At 51.5% G+C, this 17,854-nt stretch carries 16 protein-coding genes; 8 read left to right on the forward strand and 8 right to left on the reverse strand.

Features of this window, described 5'->3' with window-relative positions; translation table 11 throughout:
• Positions 1-102 precede the first annotated feature (102 nt).
• From grxD to ACTHS8_RS01635, 4 genes are all read right to left on the reverse strand, one after another.
• A complete protein-coding gene (grxD, locus tag ACTHS8_RS01620) occupies positions 103-414 on the reverse strand; it encodes a Grx4 family monothiol glutaredoxin (RefSeq protein ID WP_003681608.1) in 312 nt (103 codons plus the stop codon).
• Positions 415-501: 87 nt separating this feature from the next.
• Positions 502-1,752: a glutamate-5-semialdehyde dehydrogenase gene (locus tag ACTHS8_RS01625; protein WP_440372784.1), complete on the reverse strand. Its 1,251-nt coding sequence runs from the start codon at positions 1,750-1,752 to the stop codon at positions 502-504.
• 9 nt (positions 1,753-1,761) lie between these two features.
• Positions 1,762-2,565, reverse strand: coding sequence for a glutamate 5-kinase (gene proB / locus ACTHS8_RS01630; RefSeq protein WP_440372785.1), 804 nt, complete (start codon positions 2,563-2,565; stop codon positions 1,762-1,764).
• A gap of 265 nt (positions 2,566-2,830) precedes the next feature.
• Complete coding sequence (locus tag ACTHS8_RS01635; RefSeq protein WP_049344131.1) at positions 2,831-3,616, reverse strand: inositol monophosphatase family protein; 786 nt, start codon at positions 3,614-3,616, stop codon at positions 2,831-2,833.
• Between the two features lie 175 nt (positions 3,617-3,791).
• Here ACTHS8_RS01635 and ACTHS8_RS01640 point away from each other — a divergent pair, with 175 nt between their 5' ends.
• The 6 genes from ACTHS8_RS01640 (at position 3,792) to ACTHS8_RS01665 (ending at position 11,922) form a co-directional block, all read left to right on the forward strand.
• Positions 3,792-4,607 (forward strand): RNA methyltransferase, encoded by an 816-nt coding sequence (locus ACTHS8_RS01640; protein WP_440372786.1) that lies wholly within the window; start codon positions 3,792-3,794, stop codon positions 4,605-4,607.
• 60 nt (positions 4,608-4,667) lie between these two features.
• Positions 4,668-5,516 (forward strand): DUF1853 family protein, encoded by an 849-nt coding sequence (locus tag ACTHS8_RS01645; RefSeq protein WP_440372787.1) that lies wholly within the window; start codon positions 4,668-4,670, stop codon positions 5,514-5,516.
• Positions 5,517-5,551: 35 nt separating this feature from the next.
• Positions 5,552-6,811 carry an RsmB/NOP family class I SAM-dependent RNA methyltransferase gene (locus tag ACTHS8_RS01650; RefSeq protein ID WP_440372849.1) on the forward strand — a complete coding sequence of 420 codons (1,260 nt, stop codon included), beginning with the start codon at positions 5,552-5,554 and terminating at the stop codon, positions 6,809-6,811.
• Between the two features lie 264 nt (positions 6,812-7,075).
• Complete coding sequence (locus ACTHS8_RS01655; RefSeq protein WP_440372788.1) at positions 7,076-8,344, forward strand: TolC family protein; 1,269 nt, start codon at positions 7,076-7,078, stop codon at positions 8,342-8,344.
• A gap of 43 nt (positions 8,345-8,387) precedes the next feature.
• On the forward strand, positions 8,388-10,604 hold the full coding sequence (locus tag ACTHS8_RS01660) for a type I secretion system permease/ATPase (protein ID WP_440372789.1): 2,217 nt from the start codon (positions 8,388-8,390) through the stop codon (positions 10,602-10,604).
• An 88-nt stretch (positions 10,605-10,692) separates the two neighbouring features.
• Entirely contained in the window at positions 10,693-11,922 is a 1,230-nt protein-coding gene (locus ACTHS8_RS01665; RefSeq protein ID WP_070607767.1) for an HlyD family type I secretion periplasmic adaptor subunit, read from the forward strand.
• An 86-nt stretch (positions 11,923-12,008) separates the two neighbouring features.
• Here the strand turns inward: ACTHS8_RS01665 and prfH are convergent, their stop codons facing one another.
• The 3 genes from prfH to pheA form a co-directional block, all read right to left on the reverse strand.
• On the reverse strand, positions 12,009-12,647 hold the full coding sequence (prfH, locus tag ACTHS8_RS01670; protein ID WP_440372790.1) for a peptide chain release factor H: 639 nt from the start codon (positions 12,645-12,647) through the stop codon (positions 12,009-12,011).
• A 2-nt stretch (positions 12,648-12,649) separates the two neighbouring features.
• A complete protein-coding gene (locus ACTHS8_RS01675) occupies positions 12,650-13,783 on the reverse strand; it encodes an RNA ligase RtcB family protein (RefSeq protein ID WP_440372791.1) in 1,134 nt (377 codons plus the stop codon).
• A 397-nt stretch (positions 13,784-14,180) separates the two neighbouring features.
• Positions 14,181-15,269, reverse strand: coding sequence for a prephenate dehydratase (gene pheA, locus ACTHS8_RS01680; RefSeq protein ID WP_440372792.1), 1,089 nt, complete (start codon positions 15,267-15,269; stop codon positions 14,181-14,183).
• A gap of 172 nt (positions 15,270-15,441) precedes the next feature.
• Here pheA and tsaE point away from each other — a divergent pair, with 172 nt between their 5' ends.
• Together tsaE and ACTHS8_RS01690 are read left to right on the forward strand one after the other, a co-directional pair.
• A complete protein-coding gene (gene tsaE / locus ACTHS8_RS01685; RefSeq protein WP_440372793.1) occupies positions 15,442-15,912 on the forward strand; it encodes a tRNA (adenosine(37)-N6)-threonylcarbamoyltransferase complex ATPase subunit type 1 TsaE in 471 nt (156 codons plus the stop codon).
• Complete coding sequence (locus tag ACTHS8_RS01690) at positions 15,900-17,147, forward strand: N-acetylmuramoyl-L-alanine amidase (RefSeq protein WP_049323515.1); 1,248 nt, start codon at positions 15,900-15,902, stop codon at positions 17,145-17,147. Before tsaE ends, ACTHS8_RS01690 begins: the two co-directional genes overlap by 13 nt.
• 65 nt (positions 17,148-17,212) lie before the next feature.
• On the opposite strand, the gene ACTHS8_RS01695 is transcribed toward ACTHS8_RS01690, so the two are convergent.
• Entirely contained in the window at positions 17,213-17,824 is a 612-nt protein-coding gene (locus ACTHS8_RS01695; protein WP_079453784.1) for a DUF4230 domain-containing protein, read from the reverse strand.
• Positions 17,825-17,854 lie beyond the last annotated feature (30 nt).

Genomic DNA, 17,854 nt, shown 5'->3' on the forward strand with positions numbered 1-17,854 from the left:
TCACGAATGGCGGAAAGGGTATGTTTCGTGCGAAAGGCCGTCTGAATCAGGGTTTCAGACGGCCTTTGTCAACAATTTTACATTACGGAATATTGTAGATGATTAAGCTTTCAGCAATTCTTGCAATTCGCCGGCTTCGTACATTTCCATCAAAATGTCAGAACCGCCGACAAATTCGCCGTTAACGTACAGTTGAGGAATAGTCGGCCAGTCGCTGTATTCTTTAATGCCTTGGCGTACGGCATCGTTTTCCAATACGTTGACAGTCACATAGTCGGTGCAACCTGCCGCATTCAGGATTTGTACGGCACGGGAAGAGAAGCCGCATTGTGGGAACTGCTTCGTGCCTTTCATGAACAATACGACGCGGTGGGTGGTTACGACTTCTTTGATTTGATCGTGGATAGAGGACATGTGTGTTCCTTTTACTAAATCGGTTGTTCGGGGAAAATCAAATTTCCCGCCATTATACGCAAATTGATGGAGTTGAGGAGGTGTTTCTCAACATCGGATCTGACCGTTGCCGTTGATATAAAATTTGGTCGAAGTCAACGCTTCCAAACCCATCGGGCCGCGGGCGTGCATTTTTTGGGTGGAAATACCGATTTCCGCGCCCAATCCGAAAACAAAGCCGTCGGTAAACCGAGTGGACGCATTGACATAAACCGCCGCCGCATCAATGCTTTCTTGGAAAAACTCGGCATGGGCAATGCTTTGGGTTACAATCGCTTCCGAGTGATGCGTCGTGTGGTCGTTAATCCAATCGACGGCTTCTTCCACCGATTTCACTGTCTTGACCGACATAATATAGTCAAGAAACTCGGTACTGTAATCTTCCTCGGTTGCCAAAACAGCATTTTTAAACATACGCAATGCTTCCTGATCGGCTCTAAATTCGACCGGATGCACTTTGGCAACGGCTTCTTCCAGTTTGGGCAAAAACGCTTCCGCTATCTTTTCGTGGACAACCAAAGATTCAGCGGCATTGCACACGCTCGGACGTTGCGTTTTCGCATTCACGACGATATCGACCGCCATCTCCAAATCGGCACTGTCATCCACATAAATATGGCAATTACCGACCCCTGTTTCAATGACGGGAACTTTCGATTTCTCTTTTACCGTCTGAATCAAGCGCGCGCCGCCGCGCGGAATCAGCACATCAATATAATCGACTGCCTGCATCAATTCCTCGGCGGCGGCATGACTGGTATCTTCAACCAGCTGCACCACATCGGCATCCATTCCCGCTTTTACCAAAGTCTGCCTGATGACGGCAATCAATGCGGTATTGGAATGGATGGCATCGCGACCGCCGCGCAAAATAATGGCATTGCCGGTTTTAAAAGCCAGAGAAAACGCATCGACCGAAACATTGGGGCGGCTTTCAAAAATCATGGCGACCACGCCCAAAGGCACGCGTTTTTGAACAATCTTCAAACCGTCCAAATTGGTATAGCCGCGGACAACCTGCCCAATCGGGTCCTGCAAATCGGCAACCTGCCCAACGCCTTCCGCAATGCCTTTGATGCGTTCGTGATTCAAGCGCAGCCTGTCGAGCATAATGTCCGAAATGCCGTTTTCTTTTGCAGCGGCCAAATCGCGGGCATTTTCCGCCAAAATCATTTCAGCCTGTTCAACCAAAGCCGCCGCAACCTGACGCAGCAGATTGTTTTTTTCCACGCTTCCCAAGCTGATTAACGTTTTACTGGCTTTTTGAGCATTCTTGCCCAACTGTTCGATATAGCTCATAAAACCTCCCTATTTCTCTTGTGCAAACCACGTTCCGATAGGCGCGCCATCTAAAACCTGAAGGATATCGCGCGGATTGGCGCTGTTCATCAACACCATCTGGCCATGATGTTCAAACATCATCTGCGCGCTCTTAATTTTACTGAGCATGCCGCCCGTACCAAACTTACTGCCCGAGCCGCCGGCAGAAGCAATAATTTCTTCGGTAATATCGGCCACATGGCTGCGCAGTTTGGCATCGGCGTGAACAGCCGGATTTTTATCAAACAAACCGTCAATATCGGACAACATAATCAGCAAATCGGCTTTAACGATTTTCGCCACAACTGCTGACAAACGGTCGTTGTCGCCAAACTTGGTCGCATGGTCCATCTCGTCCACGCTGACCGCATCGTTCTCATTGACAATGGGGATAACGCTGATGGAAAGCAGGGATTCAAAAGCATTGGTAACGTTTGCCAAACTTTCCGGATATTCAACCACATCACGCGTCAGCAGGATTTGCGATACCGTCATCCGATAATGGGAAAAAATCTGCGAATAAAGGCTCATCATGGCCACTTGGCCAACACTGGAAACAGCCTGCTGCTGCGCCATTTCCACCGGACGTTTTTCCATATTGAGGACATTCAGCCCAAAGCCCATCGCGCCGGAAGACACCAGCACAATTTCTTTGCCCTTACTGACCAGGCTAGAAATGACAAAGGCCAGTTGGTCGATTTTTGCCAAATTGATTTTGCCGTTTGGCAACACCAAGGAACTGGTTCCAATCTTAATGACAATGCGTTTTACTGCTTCAAAATTTCGTTTCATTATTCTCCTCTGCTTTCTATTTTTATGATTGCATGCAGCATTATTTCAGCCAAATGTATCTACATCATAACTGCGTAGCAATAGAAAATACAGACAAAATTAAAAAAACGCTTCCTTTAAAAGCTGTATTTTCAGCCTTTATTCGAATCCGTTAACAACAAAACAAAAGGCCGTCTAAAACCCTATTTCAGGTTTCAGACGGCCTTTTTCCGATTATTGAAACTCTAGCCCGCTACGATAAATACAGACCGTTCCCTACAAACGCTTATTGGTGATCAGAAATAATTTTCAGCATTTGCGCCAATACTTTAGGATTGGCCGCAACGATGTCGCCGCTTTCCAACCAGCCTTCATTACCGGACATATCGGTAACGATGCCACCTGCTTCTTGGACAATCAATGCACCGGCGGCAATATCCCAAGGTTTAAGGTTAAACTCGAAGAAACCGTCTAAACGGCCGGCCGCAACGGCACACAAGTCCAAAGAAGCCGCGCCTTCACGACGGCCGCCGGCGGTTTTTGCCAAGAAATCTTTCAAAATCGCCAGATACTTGTCCATCATGCTTTGATCGACAACAGGGAAGCCGGTACCGATCAGGCAGCGGTTCAATTCGATGCGGTTGGAAACGCGGATGCGGCGGTCGTTGAGCAACGCGCCTTTGCCGCGGGATGCCATGTATACGTCGTTGCGCTCAGGTGCGTACACCAAAGCTTCTTGCAACACGCCTTTGTGCAGGAGTGCCATAGAGATGGCGTATTGAGGATGGCCGTGGAGGAAGTTGGTTGTGCCGTCGAGCGGGTCGATAATCCATTCGTACTCGGCGGTGGCTTTACCGTGGGAGCCGCCTTCTTCGCAAGTGATTTTGTGATGCGGATAGGCTTCTTTAAGCGCTTCCACCAAAATCATTTCGGAGCTGCGGTCAACATCGGAAACGAAGTCGTTGAATGCTTTGCTGTCTACTTTGACGGCATCCAGATTGCCGGCGGCGCGAATCATCATTTGCCCTGCTTTACGGGCGGCTTTAAAAGCGGTATTTAAAAACGGATTCATGGTTTTCTTCCTAATTCAGGTAAAATACGCCCTAATGCGCCGAACAAGGCACACAAGAGGCTGTTAATCGTTTCCGATGCTGTTAAAGAACATTTCAGACGGCATGGAAAAAGGCCGTCTGAAAACAAAAAGATGGCGCATTATACCTGATTCCCGTACAAACAGAAAACAAAACATGACTTCCGAAAAACCCGCCCTGCCCGCTTATCTGGACAACATCCGCATCATCCTCACGCGCACCAGCCATCCCGCCAATATCGGCTCCGCCGCGCGCGCCATGAAAACAATGGGCCTGCACAAACTAACCATCGTCGCCCCCAATCTGATGGCAACGCCGATGACGGAAAATCCGCCCGTGTTCGATCCGGAGCATCCGCAATCGTTTAAATTACCGGAAGAAAGCTTCATCCTTGCTTCCGGCGCGGCAGACGTTTTGGAAAATGCCACCATTGCCGCTTCTTTGGACGAAGCCCTTGCCGACACCACCATCGCCTGCGCCCTGACCAGCCGCCGCCGCGAAATCACCGCGCCGCTGCAAACCCCGCGCGATTTGGTGCCCGAATTACTGCAGGCCGCCAACCGCGGCGAGAAAGTGGCGCTGGTTTTCGGCAACGAGACTTTCGGCTTGAGCATCGAAGAAGTCCAAGCCTGTAACCGACTAATGACCATCAACGGCAATCCCGACTATTTCTCGCTCAACCTCGCCCAAGCCGTGCAGGTCGTGTGTTATGAAATCTTCAGCCAAACCGATTCGCCCATGATCCACCTGCAACAGGAAGACCACGCCGCGACCCACGAGCAAATCAAAGGCATGGTCGCCCACATGGAAAGCGTGATGAACGACATCGGCTTTTTCAACCGCCGCAACGGCGAGCGCCTGATGCGCCGTATGCAGAGCCTGTTCGGACGCGCCAACACGCAAACCGAAGACATCGATATCCTGCGCGGTTTTTTTAATACCGTCAGCCACCGTATCCATAAAAAAGACTGATTAAGGCCGTCTGAAAACATTTCCAGCCTTTCAGACGGCATGACTGATATTCGGATAAACATGAATTACGCCCTAGACGCATTATGGTGGAAACTCACCAGCCAACCCGTCCGCGACCTCGCCTCGCTGCTGACTGCGCCGCCTTTGTGGCAAAGCGGTTGCGAATTGAGCGTGCGCGAACTATTGGGGAAACACGGTTTCCGCTACCTTTTGGCATTGGACGCCGATCCCGCTCCGCTGAAGAAACATCTCGCCCAACGCGCCCCATTCGGCCACCGTCTCGGCATTTATGCAGAAGAGCTGCTGGCTTTTTGGTTTACCAACGCGCCGCATGCCAAACTGCACGCCTACAACCTGCCCGTTTTTTCAGACGGCCAAACTTTTGGGTCTGCAGATTTTGTCGTTTCCCTCAACCAACAGCCCTACCATATCGAGCTGGCATGCAAATACTACGGCGGAGACCAAGTTCAAAACCTGCGCGGCCTCAATCCTAAAGACACGCTGACGGACAAAGCCGCCAAACTGGTGCAGCAATCCCAGCTGCTGCATACGCCGCAAGGCAAAGCGACCTTAACCGCACAAGACCTGCCGGAAAATCCGCTTCCTGCTTCCATCGTGCGCGGCATCGGATTTTTTCCACACGGTTTCCATGCTTTTGAGCCGCCGCTTAATCCATACGGCTGGCGCGGCGTCTATATTCAAGATTGGGCGGAATACGGGTTTAAACGCCAAGAAGCACGCTACCATCTGCTCGACCGTATGGCCTATCTCGCACCTGCGCGTGTTGCCGAAACCGAAACATTGAACGAAACCGAAATCCGACGTATCGAACAAGGCTTGATTGCCGTTTTGGAATTACGGCCGGACGGCTTTTGGCACGAAATCGAACGCATCATGAAGGCCGTCTGAAACCATTTACCAACTTTAAGAGAACCCATTACATTATGAACGCCGCACAACTCGACCATACCGCCAAAGTTTTGGCTGAAATGCTGACTTTCAAACAGCCTTCCGATGCCGTTTTGTCCGCCTATTTCCGCGAACACAAAAAGCTCGGCCGCCAAGACCGCCACGAAATCGCCGAAACCGCCTTTGCCGCGCTGCGCCACTATCAAAAAATCAGCACTGCCCTGCGCCGTCCGCACGCGCAGCCGCGCAAAGCCGCACTCGCCGCACTGGTTCTCGGCAGAAGCACCAACATCAGCCAAATCAAAGACCTGCTTGATGAAGAAGAAACAGAGTTCCTCGGCAATTTGAAAGCCCGTAAAACCGAGTTTTCAGACGGCCTGAATACCGCCGCAGAATTGCCGCAATGGCTGGTAGAACAGCTGCAACAGCATTGGAGCGAAGAAGAAATCCTCGCCTTCGGCCGCAGCATCAACCAACCTGCCCCACTCGACATCCGCGTCAATACCCTGAAAAGCAAACGCGATAAAGTGCTGCCATTGTTGCAAGCCGAAAGTGCCGATGCAGAGGCAACCCCTTATTCGCCTTGGGGTATCCGCCTGAAAAACAAAATCGCGCTTAACAAACACGAATTGTTTTTAGACGGCACGCTGGAAGTCCAAGACGAAGGCAGCCAGCTGCTTGCCTTATTGGTGGGCGCAAAACGCGGCGAAATCATTGTCGATTTCTGTGCCGGCGCCGGCGGTAAAACCTTGGCTGTCGGCGCGCAAATGGCCAATAAAGGCAGAATCTACGCCTTCGACATCGCCGAAAAACGCCTTGCCAACCTCAAACCGCGCATGACCCGCGCCGGACTGACCAACATCCACCCCGAACGCATCAGCAGCGAACACGATACCCGTATCGCCCGACTGGCAGGCAAAGCCGACCGCGTGTTGGTGGACGCGCCCTGCTCCGGTTTGGGTACTTTACGCCGCAATCCCGACCTTAAATACCGCCAATCCGCCGAGACCGTGGCCAACCTTTTGGAACAGCAACACAGCATCCTCGATGCCGCCTCCAAACTGGTGAAACCGCAAGGCCGCTTGGTGTATGCCACCTGCAGCGTGTTACCGGAAGAAAACGAGTTGCAAGTCGAACGTTTCCTGTCCGAACATCCCGAATTTGAACTCGTCAACTGCGCCGAACTGCTGCAAAGCCTGAAGATTGATTTGGATACCGGAAAATACCTGCGCCTCAACTCTGGAGAACACCAAACCGACGGCTTCTTTGCCGCTGTATTGCAACGCAAGGATTAAGGTTGAAAAAGGCCGTCTGAAATCCTTTCAGACGGCCTTTTTGATAGATTTTTTACATTAAAATTATTAGATACGATAGTCGCGCTCTGCAATAATATACTTTAAGGCATGTATCTCGACCTTTTATCAGAATATTGTGAAAAGCTGGCAAAAATGCTTTATGCTTTGTAAATGTATGTGTTCTCGTTCAAAATTCGCCTGGTCATGCCTCAGGCGATACCCGATACGGACAACGATAATATATAAATCATTTGGTTAAAAATCATGTCGCATATTTATTCTTCCCCCACAAAGCCCCGTTTATTGTCATCGGCTGTTGCCGTCGCCTGCTGTCTGTTGCCCTTTCAGACGGCCTCTGCATACAGCCTGCAAGACATCCTCAGGGACGCTTTAATCAGCGACCCGATTGTGCGTGAAGCCAAAGCCACTCAAGAAGCAGCGCAAAGCACGACCAAAGCCACGCGTGCGCGCCATTATCCTGTCGTGACCCTGACCGGTACAAAAGTGCTGGCGCAACATAATAAATACAACAGCAACGATATGGAAGACGGTATCGGCGTGCGCGGCAGCGTGAACATCTACTCATGGGGGGCGATTGAAGCCGCCGTCCGCCGCGACCGCAGCCGCGAAGAATACTATCAACACAAATACACCGAAAGCCAAGAGCAGCTGGGCAGCGATATCGGCCGCCTCTATCTGAGCGCATTGCGTGCAAAAGAAACCCTGATCCTCAACGAGCAGACTTTGGCGCGCCACAACAAGCTCTTAAAAGACTTGGATACCATCGTCAAATATGATGCCGGCCGCCGTTCCGAGCTGATTGAAGCGCGCGCGCGCCAACTGCAAGTAGCCAACATTATTGCCCAACAGCGCCGCACCATGGATTTGGCCCTGAGCCGCCTGTCCCGCTATACCTCTCGCCAGCTGACTGCCAACGATTTGGAAGATCCGTTTAAAAACGACACGGCGAAATCCATCAGCGAACGCTTCAACAACCCCAACCGCAACAACAATCCGTCCTATCAGGCGCAATTAGCCGAGCGCGACAGCGTCCGTGCCGATTTGGACGCTTCCAAAGCCGAACGCCTGCCTGCCCTCAATTTGGAAGGCAGTGCAACGCGCAACACCAGACAGCTTTATTTAAACGTTGCATGGAATGTGTTGGATATTGCCGCACGCCACAATGTAGAACGCAATGCCAAATCATTGATTGCCGCAGAAGCCAAGTCCGAACAAATCCTGCGCGATATGAACGAGCGTGTGCAAACTTCCGCCATCGATATGCAGGAAAGCGAACAGCGTACCGCGCTGACGGCGCAACACATCGCCGCCCAAAAAGAAGTCATCAAGGTGTACGAATTGCAGTTTAAAATCGCCCGACGTACGCTGACCGACGTTTTGAGCGCATACAGCGAGTTATCCTCCATCGAGCAGGATTATGTTGCCGCCCGCAACGATTTCCGCGATGCGGCGCTCGACTATTTAAATACCCAGGCCAAAATCTCCGCTTGGGTCGGTTTGGCACAAAAATAAAGCCATATCCGCCGGTTAAACCAAAAACATTACGCGAAAAAATATGAAAGCCATCATTGAACACATCGTTTTAGTGACCCGCCTTTTAGGTGCACCCGTATCCGAAGCCGCTTTGTCCGCCGAAGTCGTGCGCGACAAAAATCTCAAGGTCAACTATCACTCGCTGGTCGAAGTCCTGCGCAGCCACGGCTTTGAAAACACCTTATCCAAACGCAATCTGGAAGACATCCCCTCACTCGCCGTGCCGGTTATGATTATCCTGCACAACGAAGAGGCTGCGGTCATCACCCAAATCGAAGGCTCCGGCCAAGAGCGCAAATACCATATCCGCCAGGTTGACGGTTTGGAACAGGAACTCAGCCATGAGCAGCTCTCCGGCCTGTATTTGGGTTACTGCTGGTTTATCAAACCCAAAATGGCGACCGATATGCGCTCGGAGTTGCCTGAATACCATCTGCCTAAAGCATGGTTTTGGAAAGTCATTTGGCGTTTCCGCAGCTACTACTACCAAGTCATTTTGGCCACCATCATCATCAACTTCCTTGCACTCGTCAGCTCCCTGTATGTGATGAACGTGTACGACCGCGTGATTCCCAACCAAGCCTATGAAACCTTGTGGGTTTTGAGCATCGGCGTGGTCTTGGCAATTTTGTTTGAATTTGCCGCCAAGATGATTCGTGGTCATTTGACCGATATTGCCGGCAAAAAAGCCGACCTGATCATCAGCTCCGCCCTGTTCCGCCGAGTGATGGCATTGCGTCTGGCAGACCGTCCAGCTTCTTCCGGTTCATACGCCAGTAATTTGCGCGAATTTGAAGCCGTACGCGAGTTTATGACCAGTGCCAGCTTGTTGACTATTGTCGACTTGCCTTTCCTGTTGCTGTTTATCTTTGTAATTTCCATGGTCGGCGGCAAACTGGCACTCGTTCCCCTGACCATCATTCCGATTGTCGTGATTGTCGGTTTTGTCGTACAACGCCCGCTCTCTCGCCACATCAACGAATCGATGAAAGAAGGTTCGCAACGTTCCGGCCTTGCCGTTGAAGCCATCGAAGGCATCGAAACCCTGAAAACCAACAACGCCACATCTTGGGCGCAACAACGCTGGGACGAATACACCGCCAAAACTTCCGCTTCTTCCATCAAAGTCAAAGACACCAGCAACTTCATGGTCAACTTTGCCGTTGCCATGCAGCAGCTCAATACCGTCTTTTTGGTCGTTGTCGGTACCTATTTGATTCATGCCGACAACCATGCGGAACGCATCACCATGGGTGCATTGATTGCCTCCGTGATTCTGTCCGGCCGCGCTTTGGCACCATTGGCACAAATTGCCGGTTTGGCTACCCGCTTCCAACAGGCCAAACTTGCCCTCAAAGGCGTCAACGATATCGTTACCCGCCCTATCGAGCGTAATCCGGAACGCAAATACATTACTTTAGATAACGTTCAAGGCAACATTACCTTTGAAAACGTATCGTTCAAATATCAAGCCGACAACAACAGCGCCGTCGAAGATTTGCGCCTGACCATCAAACCGGGCGAAAAAGTCGGTATTTTGGGCCGCATCGGCAGCGGTAAAAGCACCATGCTCAAACTGGCCAGCGGTCTGTACGACACTGAAAAAGGCAATGTTACCCTTGACGGCGTCGATATGCGCCAGCTTGATCCCAACTTCCTGCGCGATCAAGTTCTGCTGTTAAGCCAATCGCCACGCCTGTTCCTCGGCACATTGCGCGAAAACATGGACTTGGCACGTACCGGCAGCTACTCTACCGACCAAGACTTACTGACTGCGCTCAACCGCTTCGGCCTCGACAAAATCATCCGCAACCATCCGCGCGGTTTGGATATGCCTCTGGGTGAAGACGGTTTGGGCTTGTCCGGCGGTCAAAAACAAATCATCGCCCTGGCACGCATGACCTTGCGCAATCCGAAAGTCGTCTTGCTGGACGAGCCGACCACCAGCCTGGACCAAGCTACTGAGCGTATGGCGCTCAATGCCATTGCCCAATGGGGCCGCAACCGTACCATGCTTTTGGTGACCCACCGTCCGCAAGTGCTACAAATCGTCAACCGCATCATTGTGATGGACAATGGTAAAGTCGTGATGGACGGCCCGCGTGATCTGGTATTGCAAAAACTCATGCAAAACGAACAGGCCAAAGCAGCCAACGTCAAACAACAACAGCAACAAGCTGCTGCAGTCAAACAGCAGCAACAACAAGCTGCCGTAGCCCCTCAATCGGCAGCACAATAAAGCAAAAGGCCGTCTGAAACCTACTTACTCTTTCAGACGGCCTGCCCTAATGGTTACAATCCACCAAACACAATAAAGATACACGATTATGAGCCGCGAAAACAACGTCAAATCCAAAGACCTACACCTCATCAACGACCTCAATGCCGCCCTTCAAAAAGAAAAACACAGCGGTCAATTTTGGGTCATCATCCTATTCTTCCTTTTCCTGGTCGTCTTCGTCGTTTGGGCATACAACAGCCCTGTCGAGGAAGTGACCCGTGGCAACGGCAATATCATTCCCAGCAGCCGTGAGCAAGTAATCCAAAGCCTCGACCCCGGCATCGTAACCGAAATCATGGTTAAAGAAGGCGACATGGTCGAGAAAGATCAAATTCTGATGAAACTCGACGACACACGTAGCTCCGCCGTTTTGCGTGAAAGCGAAGCCAAAGTCGAAAACCTCGAAGCCACTGTTGCCCGCCTTAAAGCTGAGGCCTACGGCACCAAGCTCTCCTTCCCTGACAGCGTGGGCCCTGAACTCCGCCGTCGCGAAATCGCCGCCTACAAAGCACGCCGTCAAGCCATGACCGACGCCGTCAGCGGCCTCTCCCAAAGCAAGGCCGCGCTTGACCGCGAAATCGCCATTACTGCGCCTATGGTTGCCGAAGGCGTGGTTTCCGAAGTCGAACTTTTAAGAATGCGCCGCGATTCCGCAGACTTGGCCACCCAAATCTCCGAACGCCGCAACCGCTACAAAGCCGATGCCAACAACGAACTCTTGCAAGCCGAATCCGAGCTGGCGCAATCCAAAGAAAACGTTGCCATGCGTGCCGACCCGGTTGAACGCTCGCAAATCCGCGCGCCTATGCGCGGCATCGTCAAAGGCATAAAAGTCACCACCATCGGCGGCGTTGTGAACGCAGGCGAAGACATCATGCAAATCGTCCCGGTTGACGACAAACTGCTGGTCGAAGCCTATATCCGCCCGCAAGACATCGCCTTTATCCGCGCAGGCCAACCTGCATTGGTTAAAGTCAGCGCCTACGACTACTCCATCTACGGCGGTTTGGAAGGCAAGGTTACCCTCGTCGGCGCCGATACCGTCAGCAACTCCATGCAAAACCGTGCCAACGACCTGAAACTCGACCCTAACCAAGTCTATTACCGTGTTCTCGTCCAAACCGAAAACAACTCCCTGAAAGACAAAAACGGCAAACCTATGCCGATTATTCCGGGCATGGTTGCAACGGTGGACATCAAAACCGGCGAAAAAACCATCTTCCAATACCTGATCAAACCAATTACGCGTATGAAACAAGCGTTGAGCGAACGCTAATCGATAAAACGATATAAGGCCGTCTGAAAGTTTTCAGACGGCCTTTGGTTTATGTTTTCACTATGCCTGTTTATCCGGCAGGCAAATTACTTCTCCTTAAAAATAGCTCCGACAAACGTCCTTTTCGGATTGCCGCGCTCAACTTGATAGAGTTGCGCGTGCTGCTCCTGCGCAAAACTTCCAGCTTGTCCGGCATGATGCTCCGCCAGTTTTTGCGCCAATAACATTACCGCCAATTTTTTATTGGCATGCTGGCTGCGTTCGCTCTCGACCCGCACGGAAATGCCGCTTTCTTTATGGGTGGCGCGGACGGCGCTTTCGGTTTTATTGACGTGTTGCCCACCCTTGCCGCCCGAACGGCAGGTTTGAAACTCGATTCCGTTTTCAAACGGCATTTCATACGTCTGCGGCATATCGGGCAAGCGGAAAACGCCTATATACCAATTTTTGCGCGGATGTTTCGGGCGGACAAGGCTGGGGCATATCCATTGGAGCGTCCCCTGCCAAGCTTGTGCCAAACTTTCGGCTTTCTGCCCTTCCAATTTGAGCATTGCCGACAAAATGCCGTGCTTATCGGCGGTTTCAGTAACAAGTTCGGCATCAATGCCTTTTGCTTGAGCTTCGGCAAGCAGCTTGCCCAAAACGAAACGGGCAAATATACGGCACTCCGCCGGCCCTTGCGCGGTGGAAATTTGTAGATAAATCGCTGGTGTATTCTGTTTCATCTTTACGCTCCACACTCGCCGCCGGTTTTATAAGTCAAAACAGGCTTGAACCGCGCGACCAATTCAATCAAACCAGCGTTTTTCATGGCAGTAATAACGCTGTCGATGCTTTTATAAGCCTGCGGTGCTTCTTCAAAAATCAGTGCCTTATCCTGACAAACGACTACGCTGCCAAATTCGGTCTGGCGCAGGCTGTCGGCAGTATATTTGTGCGACAGCCTGCCTTTGCATTCGCCGCGCTGCCATTTCCGACCTGCGCCGTGAGCCAAGGTATTCAATGAAATTTGGCAGTCTTCTGCAGGTTGGACCAGATAGCTGTAATCGCCGCGCGAGCCGGGTATCATGACCAAGCCTTTATCGGTGGGCGTTGCGCCTTTTCGATGCAGCCAACCGGTCGTGCCGTCAATCTCGGTTTGTTCCAAAAAATTATGATGGACATCGAGCAGGCATGTTCCTTCTGCGCGCCAACGGTTGAGCATTCTGGCTACAATCAAACGGCGGTTAAGGCTGGCAAATTCCAGGGCTGCTTGGTGTTCGGCAAGATAGGCTGCCGCCGCTTCGCCCTTTTCCGCCAAACCTTGATGCCCAAAGGCGGCAATATGGCGTTGCAAAATCTGCTGACCCAATCCACGCGAACCGCTATGCACTAATAGTTGCAGATGGTTTTCATCGAAATCGGGCGGAAGCAGATCGGCGCGATAAACGGTATCAACGGTTTGCAACTCGGCAAAATGGTTGCCGCCGCCAATCGTACCCACGGCAAGGCCGTCTGAAAATTGGCGCATATTGATAGCGTCGCCTAATAAATCGACCTGTTTGTCTTTATCCAACGGCGTATCGATATTGCCCAGCTGTTTGGCGAGTTTGGCCGGTTTGAGTTTGGCTGCGCGCAAATTGATCTGCCAAAACGCCATACCGCAACCGATGTCGTTCCCAATCAGGGCAGGATAAAAATGACGGTCACTGAAAAATGCCGCGCCTACAGGATAACCGCGCCCTGCGTGTAAATCCGGCATTCCGGCAACGCGCAACATATGCGGTAATCGGGCGGTGGTTTCAAGCTGTGCGACAGCGTTGCCTTCAATCCATGTATTTGAATCGGCAATAATTTGAATATGATGGGGGTAATTGCCCATGTGTTTATGCTTTCTTTAAAACGGATAGAAACCGTCAACAGATGACAATAGGTATCCACCGTCTGCGAAATATTCAGACGGCCTGGTTTCTAGCCGATAATCGTAGGGAAAGCAGCCCGAAGCGGGCGACATGGAATGCGAAAAGCGTTATCCGAAAGTCAGACCGACGCTTGGGCTGCAAAGAATGTGATTGAGCGGATTGAAGTATTGCATGTCATGGCTTGCTCCTTTCTTCGCATGAAAATATTAAAAACGCTCGGATTATAGAGGGTTCATTTCCAATCATGCAAACTTACTGACATCAATCTGCCAATAATGTTGCATAAATGGCAACTATTGAGAACATAATTTAGGCCGTCTGAAAACTTTTCAGACGGCATTTGATGCCCAATAATCCTTACAAAACAACGGTCGGATAAGAGCCGATAACTTTCACGAAGGAAGCGCGTTCGCCCAAAAGCTGCAAGGCTTTTTGGACATTTTCATCGCTTTGATGGCCTTCGATGTCGATGAAGAACAGGTATTCCCACAAAACCGATTTGCTTGGGCGACTTTCAAATTTGGTCATGGAAATGCCCAACTCGGTGAAGGGTTGCAACAAAGAAGTAACGGCACCGGCACGGTTGGGCGCAGATACGACCAAAGAGGTTTTGTCGTTGCCGCTGCGGCCGGTTTCTTGATGGCCCATCACCAAGAAGCGCGTGGTGTTGTTTGGTTCGTCTTCGATACACTCGGCAGCAAAACTCAACTGATAAATTTCCGCGGCAATACGTCCGGCAATGGCGGCCACATTCGGGCTGTCAGATTCGGCAACCAAACGCGCTGCTTCGGCATTGCTGGCTACGGCGATACGCTCGGCATTGGGCAGGTTGCGGCCGAGCCAGTCGTTGCATTGCGCCAAGGCTTGGGCATGGGCAAAAACTTTGGTAATGCCGCCGATTTCGTGGCTGTCTTTACGCAGCAGATTATGATGAATACGGACAACCACTTCGCCGCAGGCTTTCAATGCAGTTACTGCTAACAAGTCCAAAGTGCGCCCCACCGAGCCTTCGGTCGAATTTTCTACCGGTGCCACCAAATAATCGGCTTGGCGCGTTTCAACTTGTTTGAAGCAGTTGTCGATGGTGGTACACGCCATGGTGTGTGCGGCGTGGCCGAAATGTTTGATGGCGGCTTGTTGGGTGAATGTTCCCATCGGGCCCAAATAGGCAATCGTCAGCGGACGTTCTACCGCCAAACACTCGCTCATAATCTCGCGAAACAGCCGAGTAACCGATTCATCAGGCAAAGGGCCGTGGTTCAAATCCTGAATCCGACGCAAAACGGCCACTTCCCGCTCAGGACGGTACACCGCGCCTGTCCCTTTCAATTCGCCGATAGCATGCGCATGACCGGCGCGCTCGTTGAGCAAACGGAGGATTTCCGCATCGATGCTGTCGATGGCATTGCGGTGCGGCAATAATTGTTCGTCTATGGATAAAGGCATAAGCTGTCTCGCAATTTTGTGAGGGATATTTTCATTTTAACATTAAAGGCCGTCTGAATTCCGTTTTCAGACGGCCTCAACACTATCTTTATCTAACTTTATCGTCTATCAGGTTTGCAAACGCCGCCAATTCCATCATAATTAAGCCTTTTGAACGACAAGGCCTATTCCCATGCACTCAAACGGACTGTACACCCGTTTTCTGCCCGATGAAGAAGCAACCCTGAAACTGGGTGAAGAATGGAGCAAGCGACTTTCCGCTCCGCTGACCATCTATCTTGAAGGCGGGCTGGGTGCAGGCAAAACCACGCTGACACGCGGGATTTTGCGCGGACTTGGGCATACGGGCGCAGTCAAAAGCCCGACTTACACCATTGTCGAATCTTATCCGCTGGATACATTCACCCTCCACCATTTCGACCTCTACCGCTTTACCATGCCCGAGGAATGGGAAGATGCCGGTTTGGACGAATTGTTTGCGCCCGACAGCGTCTGCCTCATCGAATGGCCGCAGCAAGGCGGGGAATTCACGCCTCCGGCAGACATTACCATTACATTAACGTACACCGATAAGGGCAGAACCTGCACCTTTTCCGCCCACACAAACCAAGGCCGAAAAAGTTTAGAATCATGGTCAAATTAACTAGAAGACACATTCTCCGTCAAGGCACAGGACTATTTCTCACCCTCACGCCCGTTGGTGCCGCATTGGCCAAACCGGCCTCTCCTGCGCAATTCCTTGCCGTCCGCATTTGGCCGGCAAACGCCTACACACGCGTTACCCTTGAGAGCAACCACTCGATGAAATACCAACATTTTATGTTGGACAACCCCAGCCGGTTGGTCGTGGATATTCAAGGTGCGGAAATCAACAGCGTCCTGCAAGGCATTTCCAGCAAAGTGCTGTCTAACGACCCTTTTATCCGCAGCATTCGCGCCGGTCAAAATACGCCCAGCACCGTGCGTATCGTCATCGACCTCAAGCAAAGCACCCATCCGCAAGTCTTCGCACTAGCACCCGTCGGCAACTTCAAAAACCGTCTGGTTATCGACCTCTATCCGCACGGCGCAGATGCCAACGACCCGATGATGGCCTTGCTCAACGGCAATATCCCCAAACAACGTCCGAATACCAATATCGCATACGACACCCCTGCCCCTAAAAGCAATCGCGGCAGCGGCGGCAACCGCCGTCCTGTGATTATGATCGACCCCGGGCATGGCGGCGAAGACCCCGGCGCAATCGGCCCGAGCGGCCTCAAAGAGAAAAACGTCGTACTCTCCATCGCCCGCGAAACCAAAAAACGCCTCGAAGCCTTGGGTTACAACGTATTCATGACGCGCAACGAAGACATCTTTATCCCATTGGGCGTACGCGTTGCCAAAGGCCGTGCACGCAATGCCGACGTATTCGTGTCCATCCACGCCGATGCCTTTACCAGCCCGTCCGCTCGCGGTACCGGCGTGTATATGCTCAATACCAAAGGCGCGACCAGCTCGGCGGCAAAATTCCTTGCCCAAACCCAAAACAACGCCGATGCCATCGGTGGCGTACAAACCAGCGGCAACCCCAATGTCGACAACGCCATTTTAGACATGACCCAAACCGCAACCCTGCGCGACAGCCGCAAGCTCGGCCATTCCGTCTTGACCGAATTAGGCAAGCTCAACCAGTTGCACAAAGGCCGCGTTGACGAGGCCAACTTCGCCGTCCTCCGCGCGCCGGATGTTCCGTCCATTTTGGTGGAAACCGCCTTCCTCTCCAACCCTACCGAAGAGCGGCTGCTCAGCAGCGAATCATTCCGCCAACAATGCGCCCAAGCCATTGCCATCGGTATTCAAAAATACATCAATACTGCCGTTTTACGACGCGGATAATGGCTTGATGAAACAAAGGCCGTCTGAAAATTTTTCAGACGGCCTTATCTTTGCAAGCAATCTATTTAACCGCACTTCCCTACCGCAGCCGGATAGACGGATACCTTCGTCTGCGTCAATGCAAACAAGTTTTCCAACTGCATTTGCACCTGACGGTTGGCATGTTCCAAAATCTCAGCCTTACACGCGCTTTGCAACACCTGCCGTCTCGCCTCTTCCTGCACCGTCTTAAATACCGACTTATCCATAGGCAGCAAATTAAACGATCCGGTCTGAATATCGTACACTTCGATATTTTCCAAATCCACGCTCAAAATTTCCACCGCCGGCAGGCTGATTAAGACTTTGTCATCCACAATATTGACATTGTCCGCGCCTAATTTGTCCAAGTCCAAACCGGCCAACACCTTACCGCGCACAATAAAAATACCGCTTTGCGAATCCTGCCACAGCCTGCGCCAGTCCCCTTTTTTCTCCGTACGGATAATCGTATCGATATAAAACGCCGTACTTTCCAAGCGGTTCATCTGCTTAATCTGCATCAAAACCCCCTCACGGGACAAAACCTGATGTTCTTCGTTCTGACCATGCAGGGCATAAAACCAGCCACCCGCAGCCGTCAGCGCACACAACACCAGCACGGCCAATCCGCGCCCAAACATTTTCATTTCAAACATCCCCCGTTAAAATAATCATCAAAACATTCC

This window comes from Neisseria sp. P0016.S008 (genome assembly GCF_051957775.1).
Classification (GTDB): domain Bacteria; phylum Pseudomonadota; class Gammaproteobacteria; order Burkholderiales; family Neisseriaceae; genus Neisseria; species Neisseria flavescens_B.